At 48.6% G+C, this 15,354-nt stretch carries 6 protein-coding genes; all 6 read right to left on the bottom strand.

The annotated features are described in order from the left end of the window. Nucleotides 1–248: 248 nt before the first annotated feature. A complete protein-coding gene (locus B5F53_RS02445) occupies nt 249–3,968 on the bottom strand; it encodes an Ig-like domain-containing protein (RefSeq protein WP_162610512.1) in 3,720 nt (1,239 codons plus the stop codon). Between the two features lie 26 nt (nt 3,969–3,994). Beyond that, nucleotides 3,995–5,320, bottom strand: coding sequence for a hypothetical protein (locus B5F53_RS02440; RefSeq protein ID WP_087219232.1), 1,326 nt, complete (start codon nt 5,318–5,320; stop codon nt 3,995–3,997). Between the two features lie 15 nt (nt 5,321–5,335). Further along, on the bottom strand, nt 5,336–7,669 hold the full coding sequence (locus B5F53_RS02435) for a transglutaminase-like domain-containing protein (protein WP_087219229.1): 2,334 nt from the start codon (nt 7,667–7,669) through the stop codon (nt 5,336–5,338). A 19-nt stretch (nt 7,670–7,688) separates the two neighbouring features. After that, nucleotides 7,689–8,840 carry a DUF58 domain-containing protein gene (locus B5F53_RS02430; protein ID WP_087219226.1) on the bottom strand — a complete coding sequence of 384 codons (1,152 nt, stop codon included), beginning with the start codon at nt 8,838–8,840 and terminating at the stop codon, nt 7,689–7,691. 12 nt (nt 8,841–8,852) lie between these two features. After that, nucleotides 8,853–9,782 carry an AAA family ATPase gene (locus B5F53_RS02425; RefSeq protein WP_087219223.1) on the bottom strand — a complete coding sequence of 310 codons (930 nt, stop codon included), beginning with the start codon at nt 9,780–9,782 and terminating at the stop codon, nt 8,853–8,855. Nucleotides 9,783–9,949: 167 nt separating this feature from the next. Further along, nucleotides 9,950–15,280: a cadherin-like beta sandwich domain-containing protein gene (locus B5F53_RS02420; RefSeq protein ID WP_140398192.1), complete on the bottom strand. Its 5,331-nt coding sequence runs from the start codon at nt 15,278–15,280 to the stop codon at nt 9,950–9,952. Nucleotides 15,281–15,354: the final 74 nt, after the last annotated feature.

The following is a 15,354-nucleotide window of genomic DNA, read 5'->3' as shown; positions in this document are numbered from 1 at the left end:
CTGGTGTTTCCTCTGGTTCATCCTCTTCTGTCTCTTCGGTTATTTCCGAAGTTTCCTCCGTCTCTTCTGCTTCTTCCTTCTGAACAGTCTCCCCGGTTGTTTCTTCAGAATAATCGGAAAGTGTAGACGGCGCAACGTCTGCTGCCAGAACAGACTGACTCAGTGATGAGATAAGTAAAACCGCTGTTAAGCAGAACAGAAAAAACCGCTTCATTGTTTACACCTTCCTTTCTTTCTTTTTTTATTTCTCATTTTGCAGGCGTCTGTACGGAAATTCCTTTTGTGTTATATCCGCTCAGGTATGACCCCTGCATAGCTCTTACCGTATAATAATAAGTAGTTCCGGCTGCTGCCGTACTGTCAGTATAACTGGATTCGGAAGCATCTGCATTTCCCAGGCCTTTCCAGCTTCCTCCTGCTGTTTTGCGGTATACCCGGTATCCGTCGGCTCCCCCTACCTGCTCCCAGTTAATGGTTACCGAGTTGGCAGATACAGCCTGTGCGGAAACCAGAGCCGGCGTCTGCAGCGTCACCGCCGCTTTTAATCCTGTGGTATTATATCCGCTGTAGGTACTTCCCACAAAGGCGCGAACGGTATAGTAATAAGTGGTTCCGGCTGCCGCCGTGGTATCCGTATAGCTGGATTCGGAGGCATCCGTATTTCCCAGGCCTTTCCAGCTTCCTCCCGGTGTTTTCCGGAATACCCGGTATCCTTCCACGCCCCCTGTCTGGCTCCAGGTTATGGTTACGGTTCCGTCTGTATTCACTGTCGCTTTCTTTAAGGCAGGAGTTCCCATGGAAATGGAAACTTTCACTCCGGCAGTGACGAAATCGCTGTAATAACTTCCCACATAAGCGCGAACCGTGTAGTAATAAGTTTTTCCTGCCAACGCTGTGGTATCTGTATAGCTGGATGCAGAGGCGGCTGCATTTCCGATTCCCTTCCAGCTCTCTCCCGCCTGTTTCCGGTATATACGATACCCTTCTGCCCCGCTGATTTTCGTCCAGCTTACTGTCACAGAGGCATTGGATTTCGCAGAGGCCTTCAGGCCGCCTACCGTTGCCAGGGTTGCCCCTGAAATTCCCGTCAGGTCACAGTCACTCATATAACTGTCATATAAAGCTCTTACGGTGTAATAATAGGTGGTGCCTTTCTTTACCGTATCGGTATAAGTGGTTGTTCCCGCTTTTACATTGGTAATTCCGGTCCAGCTTCCGCCTTTGGTCTTCCGGTAAATCCGGTATTCTTTGGCTCCTTTTGTCTCTTCCCACTGTACCTGCAGCTTTGTATTGGAAAGAGGCGTCGTCTTCAGAAGTTTTGGAGCCGCCAGTTTTTCTGTTACCGCCTTAATTCCTGTCTTGTTATAACTGCTCCAGTACTGGGTGTCATCCTGAGTGGTATAGGCTTTCACTGTATAATAATAGGTGGTTCCCGGAATCGCGGAAGTATCTGTATAAGTCAGGGTGTCTCCCCCTTCTGCAGTTGCCAGTCCCACGTAGGAACCGCCGGAAGTTTTCCGGTAAATCCGGTATCCCTGTGCATGTTCCACCTGTTTCCAGGTAACGGTTGCTCCGCAATAGGTAATCTGAGAAACTGCTGCGGACGGAACTGTATTCTCGAAGGTCTGAATCTGTTCTTCTGTCAGTCCGTCTTTTACTGTCACCTTACAGGAGGCTGATTTCTCACCGGAATATACGGTGATGACTGCGCTTCCTTCTTTCTTCCCTTCCAGAGTTCCGTCTGTGACAGATACGATCTGCGGATCCGAGCTTTCCCATACCAGGGGATCCGTTGCATTTGCCGGCGTTATTTCAGCCGTAAGTTCTGTGGCTGCTTCCGGCTGCATGGTCAGACTCTCCGGCAGTTCTGCCTTTGTGGTCCCTATCGGATTTTCTGTAATCCGTACCAGCATATCAGAAGTAAGTCCTTCGTCCACAGCCGTTACTCTTACCGTTGCCAGTCCTTCCGTCTCCCTTGCTGTAATATGTCCCTTGGGAAGCACGGCCAGCAGCGCTTCATCTTCCGGTGTGGCAGCAGACCAGAGAATTCCTCTGCTGCTGTAATCTGAAGGCGAAATTTCTGCCTGCAGATCCGCAGACTGTCCGAATCCCAGGGAAAGACTTCGCGGTACTGCCTGTATGGATTCTATATTTTTAACGTCTACCGAAACCTGGCAGGTATCCGACAGATTTCCTGTCTTTGCCGTAATGACGGCGGTTCCTCCTCCTACTGCAATCACTTTTCCGTTTTCTACGGTTGCAACTTCTTCATTGGAAGAAGACCACTGAATCTTTCCGGCATCTGTGGTGTTTGCCGGTGTTAAATTCACTTCCAGATCCGCCTGTTCCTTCAGTTTCAGTTTCAGGCTGTGGGGCAGGATCTCCAGAGATTCTGCGGGAACTTCTTCCACATATATCTGACACTCCTCCACATAAGCTCCGTCGTTGACGGATACGGTAATGGTTGCCGTTCCCGCCCCTGTGGCCGTAATGGTTCCATTGGCAGATACGGTTGCCGTCTCCCGGTTATCACTGTTAAACTGTGCGTTTACCGGTATCCGGATATTGGAAGGAGACACAGAAACCGTCAGCGGGAAAACATCGTTCATCCCCATGGTAAGTTCGTCCGCATTCAGGGAAATCCCTGTAAGTTCATCCAGAGAACCGCTCATCACATTCTGAAATTCAATGGAAGCTTCATCAATGGCGATCTGACTGGCCGGAATCTCATAAAGGACATCCATTCCTTCCTGATACGCCTGCGCGATACTGTTTACTGCCTGGAGATCGTCTTTATTCACTGCGGAATTAAACCGGGCAATCTGCAGAATCAGTTCATCTTTATTTCCTACGGAATAGCCGGGAGCCATATCCGGGCCGTAGCTTCCTCCCAGTCCTCCTTCTCCTCCGATTTCTGTTCCGTATCCTACGGTGAACTGAACCCGGACCACATCTCCGTCCTGGGGATAGCTATCCGCAAATCCCACATTGGGAAATACATTATTCAGGCTGTACATCCATCCGCTCATACTGCTGAAATCGAATTCGCCCAGACCGCCTTTTACATAGTCGTAATTATCCGGATTAAAGGAATTGGCCACCTGTTTAATCTCTGCTACCTCTGCCGGAAGCTGGGGCTCCTGGGTTAAATCCATACCTGTGATTCTGGCCAGATAGAAATCAGAAGTCAGAGAGCCTGTCATCTGATAACCATACCCGTGTTCTTCCAGAAGACGTACCAGCGCAATGGCTGCGTTTTCCCCTTCGTAAATGGGTACCAGTTCCGGTTCAATTAAAAATCCGTTGGAAATGGTAAACATTTCCACATCATAGGCTGCATATCCAATCAGTTCTCCCTCTTCTGCCGGGATATATTCAATGGACCGAACCATGGAATCCAGTACTGCGCCATCTGAAAGAACCTGAATGAGAATCTCATAGGCTCCTCCCTCTTTTCCTTTCAGATCCAGGGTGTAGCTGGTCTTTTCTGTATCTTCCCAGTTTACTTCCACCGGTTCCTGACTCTCCAGATCTCCGGCCGGGTAAAGATATACGGCCGTATCCATGGCATTGCCTTCCTGATCCTGGGCCCATACGTCGAAGGTATACTTGCTTCCTTTAATCGCCTTCCCCTCTTCCAGGCTGGTTTCAAATCTCTTTATCTGACTGTCGGCTGCTCTGGATGTCCGGGCCAGAGACTGTTCCTTTTCTGTCCCGGTATCCGTACCTTCTGCATCTTCTGCCAGAGGTTCCTCTTCCGGCTCTTCTGCCGGCTTTGCTTCTTCGGTTTCTTCCGTCAGTCCCTCTTCTTCCTCCAAAGAGAGCCCGCTCTCCTGGACGTCTTGCAGAAGTTCCTCTCCTGAAACTTCTTCTGTCAGCGCTTCTGCCGCCCAGACCCCTGTGGGGCCGGGCAGTGTCAGCACTGCAATCAGAAAAACTGCCAGAAATCTCTTTACCTGTTTCTTCATTTCCTGTTTCTCCTCCTTCTTATCACTCATTTATCAAACCAGGAATTTTCCCCTTTTGCTCCCACGTCGTAGCCCTCCGCCAGTGTATAGCGGACCCTTACCTCGCTTCCGTCATATCCGGATCCCTTCATCAGAAGCTGGGTGTCCATTCCCGTATTCATATATACTCCATTTACCTGATAGAGCCATCCGGATGAGCCGGTAAAGTCAAACTCACTTAAAGAATCCGGCTGGTAACTGTCTTCATACGGGTCGTCGGTAATTATGGAAAAACCTTCCTCCACCAGCTTGTCTCTTAAATCCTGGGGAATCTGATACCCATCTGTAATTCCCACACCGGCAATGCCGGTAACATACCCCGGAGAATCTCCTGTCAGAATCCGATACCCGTTCTCCTCCATCACTCTGCTAAGAAGAGTAAAGAGGGTTTCATTCTGATAAAATTCCACTTCCTGAGGGCCGAACAGATTGCCGATACCGATGGTGTTGGCTTCCACACTCAACAGAAGGCTTCCGGCTATTTCAGGTTCCCCGTCTCCGTCTTTTGTTACTCCATAGGTATACTCACTTGAGCGGTTTTCATCATCTGTTACCGTTATCTTTATCTCGTTATATCCATCCTGAAGCTCTGCCCGGTAACTGACCCTGCTTCCGTCATCATCAAGAGAATGCAGTACTTCTCCATTACAGAATACATTCAGATGCCTTGAATCAAGATACCGTCCCTGCCAGTCGTATCCGCTGACATAGAAGGGCAGAACCGATGTCTGTACGTTATCTTCCAGACCAGTGACCTCAATATACGGATATTTTCCTTCATTGGGATCGTCTGCCGGAGGAGTAATGGCCCCTTCCTGATTTTCCTCATCGTTGCCCTGATCCGCATGTTCCGGAGGATTCTGCTCCTCCGGGGGGATTGCCGTGGGCGCCGGCGTCGGTACCGGAGTGGGAACCGGCGTAGGCGTCAGTTTCAGGGGGGAGCCCACATCCTCTCCTTCTTCTTTGTCAGGATTTTCATGGGGAACGCTCTCCCCCTCTCCCGGACTTGGGTCGCCGCCGGGATTCTCTGTTATCTGTTCTTCTTCTGTCTCTTCCCTTTCTGTCTCTTCCTCCGGAATCTGTTCCTCAATGGAAGGCCTGCTGTCCTTATCCCTTGTATCCCCGGAAATATCCGCCGAGTAGCCTTTTCCTGTGTAGAGTACCTGGGAAAAGGTTCCGCAGGGTTTTTCCAGAGGATTTTCCGGAACTGCTTCTTTTTGCCTTCCCATTCCCCACACGAAGGTTCCTGCAATAAACACCAGGCACAGGCCTATGATTGCCGCCAGTATATATTTCCTTCTCTTTGCTTTCATAGACGTTCCTCCCGGTTAATAGAGACGGCAGATGTAACGCATTCTCCAACGTTCCTGCCAGCTCTTTCTTTTTAAGATTTCTTTCAGCATCTGCCTCTGACAGTCCAGCACCTCTGCTCTGTCTGCCTGTGTCATTTCATGGGTGCTAAACGCCGCCCTCTGGGCGATGGTTCTGGCCTGTGTATATTCCCGGGCCAGGTCATCGGTAAAATGTTCTTTCACCCACTGACTGCTCTCTTTCACTTTGCTGTTTCCCAGACCGGGAGACAGATATTCCAGAAGCGTAATCATATAGGAAGATACACAGCAGATTCCCTTTCTCACATCCGGCTGATAGAAAAGTTTCTTCCTTCTTCGGATTGTTATCAGACGTCTGCAGATCACATACAGGAAAAATACCAGACAGAAGCAGTCGAAGATCAGCAGGATAGCCAGAAGTATTTTCCCCAGATACAGAAACGCTTCTTTTATAGAATTTTCTGTATTTCCGGTCTGCTGTACCTGGTTTTGTGACTGCTGCTGCTGAGGTGATACCACCTTGGTAGAATCTGCCTGAAGGCCTCTGGTCAGATCCGGCTGTTCCATACGTCTGTGTTCCTCGGGAACCATTTCCAGAGGAACCCAGCCCAGGGTATCCACATAAATCTCCACCCAGGCTTCTCCGTTGGTTCCCGGTATGGAGATTTCTTCTCCCGCCTGTTTTCCTTCTATATCTTCCGGTGTAATCAGATACCCTTCCACATAGCGGGAAGGAATCCCGTAATAACGGAACATCAGCGCCGCCGCAGTGGCATACTGTACGCTGTAGCCTCCTTTTGCCTCTTTCAGAAAGTAAGACAGAAAGTCACCGGAGTCCGGCACGCTGCCCGTTGTCTCTGTATAATTCACAGCGCTTTCCAGATAAGTCTGAATCCTGGAAATCGCCCAGTAATAATTTACATGTCCCATGGAAGAAGAACCATTATTTCCCAGCTCCTCTTTCAGCAGCTTTCTGGTACTGTCAGGCAGTTCCAGATAATTCTCGTAAACAAATGCGTTATAATAAGGTTCTTCCTCCAGATAGCTGCCCTGCCCGTCCTGCGCCAGATACAGTTTTGCCGCCAGATCCGGAAACTCCCCGGTCAGATTCTGAGCAGTTTCAAATTCATATTCCCTCTCTCCCCGGAATTTCCGGGAAGACTGTCCCGCGTCTTCTTTAGACAGGGTTTCTTCCGTGAAACTGCTTAGCTCATAGGGAAGATAATAATACTCTCTGTCCGCATTTTCATTTTTCACGGTTATTTTATTCTGTTCTGTCTGCTCTCCTGCTTCCTGGGCCGCCAGATTTAACTGTCGGTTTCCGTAGAATCCGGACTGGTGGAGCCAGTAGAAAAGCGGCCGCTGTTCCCAGGTGATTTCCCCGTCCAGCGTCTCCCAACCGCTGCCGTTGTAGCTGCTTCCCACATATCCTCTCAGATATAAAGATTCCGGCGTATCCATGGTTACCGTTAAAGCCGTATCCTCAGAAGCTTCCCAACTGCCCAGACCGGAAAGCTCGCCTTTCGGCAGACGGTTGATTTCTTTTCCTCCATAGCGGAATTCTTCCGCTGCTTCTGCGATTTTCTCCGAAGCGGTATTTCCCAGTTTACTCAGCGGCAGGGTATCGGGAAGAAGGTACTTCATTCCCAGAGTCAGCAGAATCACTCCGATTCCCGTAACAAGGCCGGAAATCAGAACCATCCCGCTGCTGTTGCCTGCTATTCCCCGTTTTTTCCCCTGGTAAACAGCCAGCAGCCATATCAGCGACAGACCGGCCAGAAGGCTGACCATAGAAAGGGTATCCCAGTTTTTTTTCAGGTACAGGGAAATCCCTTCCGCCAGTATCCAGAAGAAAGCCAGCCCGGCTTCCCAGTGAATCTTTATCAGAAGGAAGCAGACCACTCCCAGAAAGGCCGCCAGAAAGAATAAAAACAGCAGTTGGTTTCGCCCTGTATCCTGAGGATATATCCGATCCAGTTCCTGTAAATCCAGTTTGGTCTCACAGCTTAACCGATATGCAATCTGGTTATAAAGGGAAATTGCTCCGTCCAGAAATACCTTTCCTGCAGGGCTGACTCCCACACCGGCCCAGAGAACCAATGCTCCGATTCCCCCGTAGGAACCATATTTTCCCATTGACAGCAGTTTCGCAGCCATCGCAGCCACAAAGCTGAATCCCAAAAGCCATCCCCTGTTACAGGATACTTCCAGCAGATTTAACACAGCGGTCAGGAATCCGTTTACCGCCAGAGAGACGGCGGCTGCTTCCACAAGCACAGAAAGACAAAGCTCTTTCTTTCCTTCTTTCTTTTTTATCAGACTTACATCCATTCCTCTTTCCCCATTCCTGCTATAATGAAATTCCTGCCAGTTCTTCCTGCCAGTGTTCCGGTGTAAACATATAGACCGATTCGCCGGCAAGAGCCTGTCCGCCGCAGCACAGGATGGTCACCGGCCCGCGCTCTGCAAGAAGTTCTGCATCGGAGCTTACTTCCCCTGCCGTCAGATAGAGGCAGCGGGCAAAAACGCCGGTTTCCTGTTCCAGATAATGGCGGATAACCGTCTCCTCTGTCTGTTTTCTCTGGGCCTTGACGAAGACAGCCGTCATCTCCCAGATGTCTTCGCTGTTTTCTATCCGTTTTCTGTGCAGTTTCTGTTCCTTATGATCGTAAACTCCCACTTCAAAGGAAAGACCCTGTCCATAGAAACGGTGAAGGATTCCGGTTCCCACTTCTGCAAGGGCGTCCATGACAGCCGGCTCTCTTTTCTCTTTTCCCGGAAAACCGGTCTCCAGAAGCACCAGAATCGTGTTCTGAATCGGATAACTTTTCTCCCGCACCATGAACTCTCCCAGTTTCTGGGTCAGTTTCCAGTGGATCTGACGCATACTGTCTGAGGTCTGATACTCCCGAATCTCAAAAGTTTCACTGCTGTCATCTCCCTTTTTCGCAGAAGAATAGGAAAAGCTTTCCATATCATACGCTTCCCTGGAAGACAACTGAATCGCCGGTTCAATGACTCCCGGAAGAATCAGAAGGTCTTTCACCGCTTTCCCTTTCCGTTTTCTGGTGAACAGATAAAAGGGATCTGCCACTGAAACTTCTTCAATCCGAAACCGCAGATTTCCGCAGTACTGGCTCTCAATCTGAAAATCCGTGCTGCTTTTTCCTCTGGAAAATACGGCGAATTCCACAGGAACTTTTTTTCTCTCTCCTGTCAGATAATTTTCGATATAAAAACAGGTTCTTCCATGAAAAACAGGAAGCAGTGATGAATTTTCTACGATCAGTTTTCCTTCCGTCTTCTGCTTCTTCTCCGCCCCTTCCGGAAGCTGTATCCGAAACTTAAGTCCCTTTCCTGTAAAGAGTACAAGAATACCGAAAATACAGCCAACTGCAGCCATTCCCATACAAATTTCCAGCCACAGATAAGAGGCAGTAACCAGATAGCCCAGAATACTGAGAAGGAACCATATGCCGCCAAAGATTCTCGTACTTTTCATTTCTTCCTCCTGTCAGATTTTCGGAACAGTCACTGTCTGAGAAATCTGTTCCAGCAAATCTCTCTGTGTCATCCCGGCGATCCGCGCTTTCGGACTGATTAAAGTCCGGTGTCCGCATACACTGGCAAAAACTTCCCTTACATCATCGGGAACCACATAATCTCTTTCCTGCAGATAGGCGCAGGCTTTGCTCATGCGGCATAAAGCCAGGGCCCCTCTGGGACTGACTCCCAGAAGAATGGCTTCCTGATTTCTGGTTGCCTCTGTCAAATCCGTGATATATCCCAGGATTTCGTCAGAAACGTAAATATCACTGACTTCCTCCTGAAGGTTTATTAAGTCTTCCGTATTTAAAATTTTCTGTATCTGATCCAACGGATCTTCTCCCTGTCGATCCCGCAGCAGGTTAATCTGGCTCTTTCGATCCGGATAGCCCATATTCAGACAGATCATAAACCGGTCTAACTGGGATTCCGGCAGCATCTGTGTTCCGGCAGTTCCCACCGGGTTCTGGGTGGCAATCACCACAAAGGGAGCCGGTACCTGGTAGGTCTGTCCGTCCACAGTTACATTTCCCTCTGCCATAACCTCCAGAAGAGCGGACTGGGTTTTACTGGAAGTACGGTTAATCTCGTCCGCAAGCAGCATATTGCACATAACAGCGCCCGGATAGTAGCGGAATTCTCCCAACGCCTTATCATAGGCGGAAAATCCGGTTACATCGGAGGGTACCACATCCGGAGTAAACTGAATTCGTTTGAAATCCAGTCCCAGCGCTTTACTGAAAGTAAGGGCTGTGGTGGTTTTTCCCACTCCCGGTATATCATCCAAAAGGATATGTCCCCGGGCCAGTATTGCCATCAGGATTTTATCTGTAATTTCTTCTTTTCCGATAATTACTTTTTTCAGTTCCTCACGAACTGCTGTAATTTTCTCTAACATATCTGCTCCTTCGATTCTTTTTTATATTTTTCTGCCTCAAAACGCAGTCCTAAAACATTCTTACACAGAATCTTTTAGGATTGCCCTTTGTATATCAATGTTAGGCTGTCTCAGAGTATGGTCCTGAGACAGCCTTAATTCATGAAACTTTTGTTTCTATGGACTTTTTATTTTTTGGCTCCGGAAACGCCTGTGGCGTCATAAGTTCCCCACAGATTCGTTCCATTGCTCTGTTTTACATAAGCTCTTACGGTATAAACATAAGTGGTTCCCTTCGCTCCTGTGGTGTCGGTGAAGCTTCTGGTGTTCGCTCCCACGGTTCCCACCGTCTTCCAGTTTCCGCCAACTGTCTTTCTGAATACACGATAGCCATCGGCATAGCTGCCGGCAGATTTTCTGGAACCAGACCAGCTTACGGTTACGCCCTTACTGCTGCTGACTGCTCCCTTTAAAGCCGGAGAGGACGGTACGGCCATTCCCGTTACGGTCTTCTGATAATCACTGTAAATGCTTCCTGCATAGGCTTTTACGGTGTAGTAGAAGTTTACGCCCATCTTCGCGCTTCCGTCACGGTATTTCAGAGTGCCTGCGCTGACGGTTCCGATGGATTTAAAGGAGGTTCCCGCTTTCGCTTCTTTCCGGTAAATCACATATTTCTCTGCTCCTGTCACCTTGTTCCAGGTTACCTCTACTGTACAATAGTTGACGGAACGGGTCTTTACCTGAGGAGTTGCCAGGGCGTCCACAGGAATCTTTGCAGTTACATTGGTGGGGTACCGGGTGCAGGTTCCCTGGGCGTTTTCTTCCCAGAAGCCTTTTACGGTGTAGTAGTAGGTTACTCCTGCCTCTGCCGTTTCATCCACATAAGAGGTTACGTCTCCTGCCACAGTTTCCAGACCTTTAAAGCTTCCTCCTGCTTCTTTCCGGTAGATTCGGTAGCTTTCTGCGCCGTCAATGGCCTTCCATCCAACAACTACCCTGCTTCCGTCTGCAGCTGCGGTTACTTCCGGCATAATATTCCGGAATTCTTCTTCTCCCTGCTGTCCTTCAAGAGAAACCTTCTCCACCTGAGACATTTTCGTTCCCAGACTGTCTTCTGCAGTCACATAAATGTCTGTTGCCTTTCCTCCAAGGCCGGAAACCGTAAACTTATTGTCTCCCACTTCCAGAACTTTTGATTTCTCCTGTCTTACCTCTTCTGCACTGGGGGCCGCCTCTCCTGCTTTTACTGCCTTGTAGTAGTAGGTTCCCGTTTCGTTGGAGCGGAAGGTTACTTCTGCAGTATCTGCATCCGTCCACTGTGCTGCCAGTTCTGTCAGCTGAGGCGGATAAATGTCTTTTCTGAGAAGGTTGACCTGATATTCTCTGGTTCTCCTTCCATTTGCCGAGGTTACCTTTATTTTTACAATGGCAGAGGAACTGTTCTCATCGAACGTCACTTTGCAGCCGTCTGCTGTCTCTTCTGCAATTTCTGCTCCCTCTGTTACCGTAAATTCCGTGCTGCCTTCTTCTGCCGCCTCTGCCTGAATCAGCATCTGGCTGCTGTTTCCCTGATAAATTCCGGTTGTATAAGAAAGTACGTTTTCCTCAAATCCCGGTGACAGAGCCACGGAAGTACCGGCAGTATCTTCTACAGCCAGAGCCTGCAGCGCTGCTTTTCCGCCTTCCTTGTATACCTGAATCTCATAAGTACGGGTCTGGCCTGCCAGAGTAACTTCGATCTGAAGAGTTCCCTCTCCGTTCTCATCCAGAGAAAGGCTGTAACCGTCTTCATACGCTTCCCCATTTACAGACACCGTTACTCCTGCCGGCAGATCCAGGGAGAAATCAACGGTCTCATCGCTGCTTCCCACCTGTATTTCATAATTTTGAACGCTGCTTTCAAATTCCTGATTCCAGTTTATCCTGCCGGAATCCGTCTTAGCTTCTATTCCTTTCACATAAGCCCCGTTGGATTCCACTGCCATCAGATAGCAGGAATCGTTTTTGTAATAAAGGGTTCCGTCTTTATCAGTACATAAGGTGCTGATACAGTATTCCTGCATCTCTGCAGGAGGGGTGAACAGAGTTTCCTGTTTGGATTCTGTCTGTCCCGGCTCGTCAGTAATATAGAAAATTCCGCCCGGCTTTGTATTATAAGTGAAATAAATATAAACTCTTTCATCCGGCCTGCCGTCACCATTGTAGTCTACGTTTGTATAAGCCGTTGACAACAGAGCTGCCGCCTGGGGGTATCCCCGTATCTCTGCGTCGTAAGCCAGTTCCAGTCCTTCCTCTGTATCTTCCACAATTGCGAATTTATGTCCGCTGTTTTCCGCAAACTGGGAAGTTCCGCATACGCCTACGTAAACTCTTCCGTTATAAACCAGAGGTGTTGCCGTTGCCATTCCTCCCAGATTATACTCTGCAAGGTCATCCAGCTGTCCGTTATCCAGAGAAGCTCTGTATAAATATCCGCCTTTTGTTGCAAAGTAAACTTTTCCGTCATCGTAGGCAATGGAGGAACGAATATCTCCGGACAGTCCGGTAATTTTATCCACTACCTGCCCCGTCTCAGCAGACAGAGAGTATAAAACCGCATTATTTACATAACTTCCTTCTGAACTTCCGTCATCAGAACCAAACACTACATAATCGTTTCCGTCTGATCCTTCTTCCACATACGCTCCGGCCCAGTAGAATCCGCCCTGATGTTCAAAGGTCCAGGAAGGATATTTGGTTTCTGTTCCGGAATTGGGATCTTCATCCGTTACGGACAGACAGAAATAGGTTCCTATGGCACTTTCGCTGTTCCAGGTGCCTGTATAGATATATCCATTCCGGTAAGTGATGGGACACAGGGTCTGTCCTCCCACCGGAGCGCTTACCCATACTGATTTCAGTGTAGCCGCATCAACTGCCTGGATACTGCCGTTTCCTATCTGAGCGTATATCAGTCCATCTCCGTAAGTCAGCGGATTTAAAGCAAATCCCGCGCTTCCATTTAACTCTTCACTTCTGTCAACACACTCTCCGGTTTCTTTATCCAGTTTCAGGATCTGATTTCCCTGAAGAGTGTAGAGATAGCCGCCCAGAATCAGCGGAGGCGTACAGGCTGCTCCCCAGCCGCTTCCATATTTCGCACCCCATTTCAGGTTTGCACCTTCCTGTGAGGTCGGGGTTGTTCTGTCAGTGATTCCGTTATTTTCATCATTGTTCCGGTAATTGACCCACTCGTTATCTGTCAGTCCTTCATGAACCGCTGTAGATTCCTTCAGAGTTACCGGAATCTCTTTTTCTCCATTTTCTGCCACAAAGGTTTTATGTTCTGACTGGTATCCATAGCAGGATACGGTATAGCTGTATTCATTTCCTGCCAGCAGTTCCGGATACTCCCGGTTCCTGTCGTCCTGAGAAGCAATACGCTTGCCTGCACTGTCATACAGCACCACTCTTGCCTCTTCCGGATTCGTCCAAAAGGAGATACTGGCTGTTTCTTTCTTTGTAACGGTAATTGTATATTCCCCGTGAGATGCAATGGTCTTTCCTGCATATTCTGCTCCGTAGGGAGAAGCTTCTTTCGCAAGGCAGATGGAAATCACGTCCTGGCTGTTTTCCGTAAGGGGAACTTCTATCTCTTCCCCTGCATTTTCCGCTTTAACCACCGTGGTTCCATTTACTTTTATCTCCACGGGAACTTCAAATCTGGCTGTGGGAAGGAGGAATACGGATTCCTGCTGTGCCGGAATCTCCATGGTATATTCATAGGAAGATGCGTTGAATTTTTCTTTTATCAGTTCCTCTCCTCCACTCTGGGCGGAAACTGTCAGAGACTGAAGCTGAAGATTTCTGTACACCAGAATTTTATAAACTTCCTGATCTCCTTTTGTTCCTACTGTCAGGGTATACATTCCCGGTATGTAGCCGTCTGCACTTCCTTGAATTACATTGCTTAGATAAACTCTGGAAGAGGCATAGATATAGGAACTGTCTCTCATGGTTTTACTTACGGCAGCGCCGCTTTTATTATAGGCAGACAGTTCCATCTCAGAACCAGCCGGTGCCCATGGCGACATCTTCGCCCCGAAATAAAGACTGCTAGAAGTAAGGATGCTGTCCAGAGTCACGCTGTATACCGCAGCGCCGTATTCCTCATCCAGTTCCTCTTCTCTTTTCAGCTCATAGGCGGGCGAAGTACTCTGGCTTCCCTTCCAGACTATCAGGTCTTCCAGATATTCCCCCATATTCTTTTCCGTAAAGGCAATGGTCACTTCTTCGGATTCTCCCGCTGTAAAAGTACCGGAAACCGTATGATAGCCTTTCACAGACGCTTCATAGGAATAGGCAGCTCCCGTGATAAGACCTGTATACAGCAGCGGATTGGCCCCGTCTGGTTCTACAGCGTTTTCGTAAGCATCTTTCACGCTCACTTTCAGACTGTCCTGGGTTCCTTCCGTTCCTGAAAGGAAAAGGGCCTGGGTTTCTTCTTCCGGAATAAGCTGCAGAACGTAGGTTGTGCTCACTGCCCCTTCTTCCTCACAGGATACCTCTATGGCCACTTCCTGGTATTCCCCGTTTAAAGTAACGGTATACTGTCCTCCGTCTTCCACATCCTGGCCGTTGGCTTTCAGCTGATAACCCCAGGCGGATTTATTCATGACTTTATCGTAGCTGCTTAAAGTCAGAACCATCTCCTGTCCTTTCCAGGAAGCCGGATAGGCAAACACATATTCTTTCTGGAAAAAAGCCTCCGTTTTGTCCGGATAAGAGCCCTGACTCATAATCCTGTAATTATAATCTCCCACGGAAGCGGTCAGATTAAACAGGTTCGCGCTTCTTTTAATATCTATCTGGTACTCCCCGAAACCCTTTTCTGACTTCAGAGTCAGAGAGTTTCCCTTTAGAGATTTATAGGTAACTAAGGATGACAGTGCGGTTCCCTTGCCATTTGCCGCATAATTTGTGGAAATATCCACGCTTTTCGCCTTATTGCTGCTATCCTTATATTCTGCCGTCACTACATCGCCATCCATCAGGGAACTGGCTTTTGCATACAGGCTTGAGTCCTTTTCAGCCATCACCAGGGTATACTGATGCACAGCCGGATCAAATGCTTCTTCCAGAGGATAAGTCTGTACGGTCGCATCTGCCCCTCCCACATCATCCTGGAAGCCAACTTCATGCAGCCAGTCCTGCTCTGTGCTGTCTGCAGTATCTGCCGCATTCTGTGTTCCTTCCTGAATGGAAAAAAGAGACACCTCCGGTTCTGCCGGTTCCTCTTCCTCTGTCAGGTCTGCATCTTCTTCCGGCACTTCCGATTCCTCCAACATCTCGTCTTCTGTCAGATACGAATCTTCTTCCGGTATTTCTTCTCCTGTTTCTTCTTCCAGACCTGCGGGTTCCGTTTCTTCGGATTCCAGTTCAATTTCTCCACTGGACGCATAAGCATAATTCGCCGGCAGAGAAGACAGAGAAACTGCTGTCGCTAATAGAACTGCCAAAAACTTCTTCCTTTTCATGTCTTCCTTCTCTCCTTCCTTTCTCTTTCCCAATGTGTCTTTTTCATTCTTTTTTGTACGACAAAAAGACCATT

The sequence above is a fragment of the Blautia sp. An249 genome (genome assembly GCF_002159835.1).
GTDB classification, from domain to species: Bacteria; Bacillota; Clostridia; order Lachnospirales; family Lachnospiraceae; genus Blautia_A; species Blautia_A avistercoris.
This window is presented reverse-complemented; position numbering and strand designations above follow the sequence as displayed.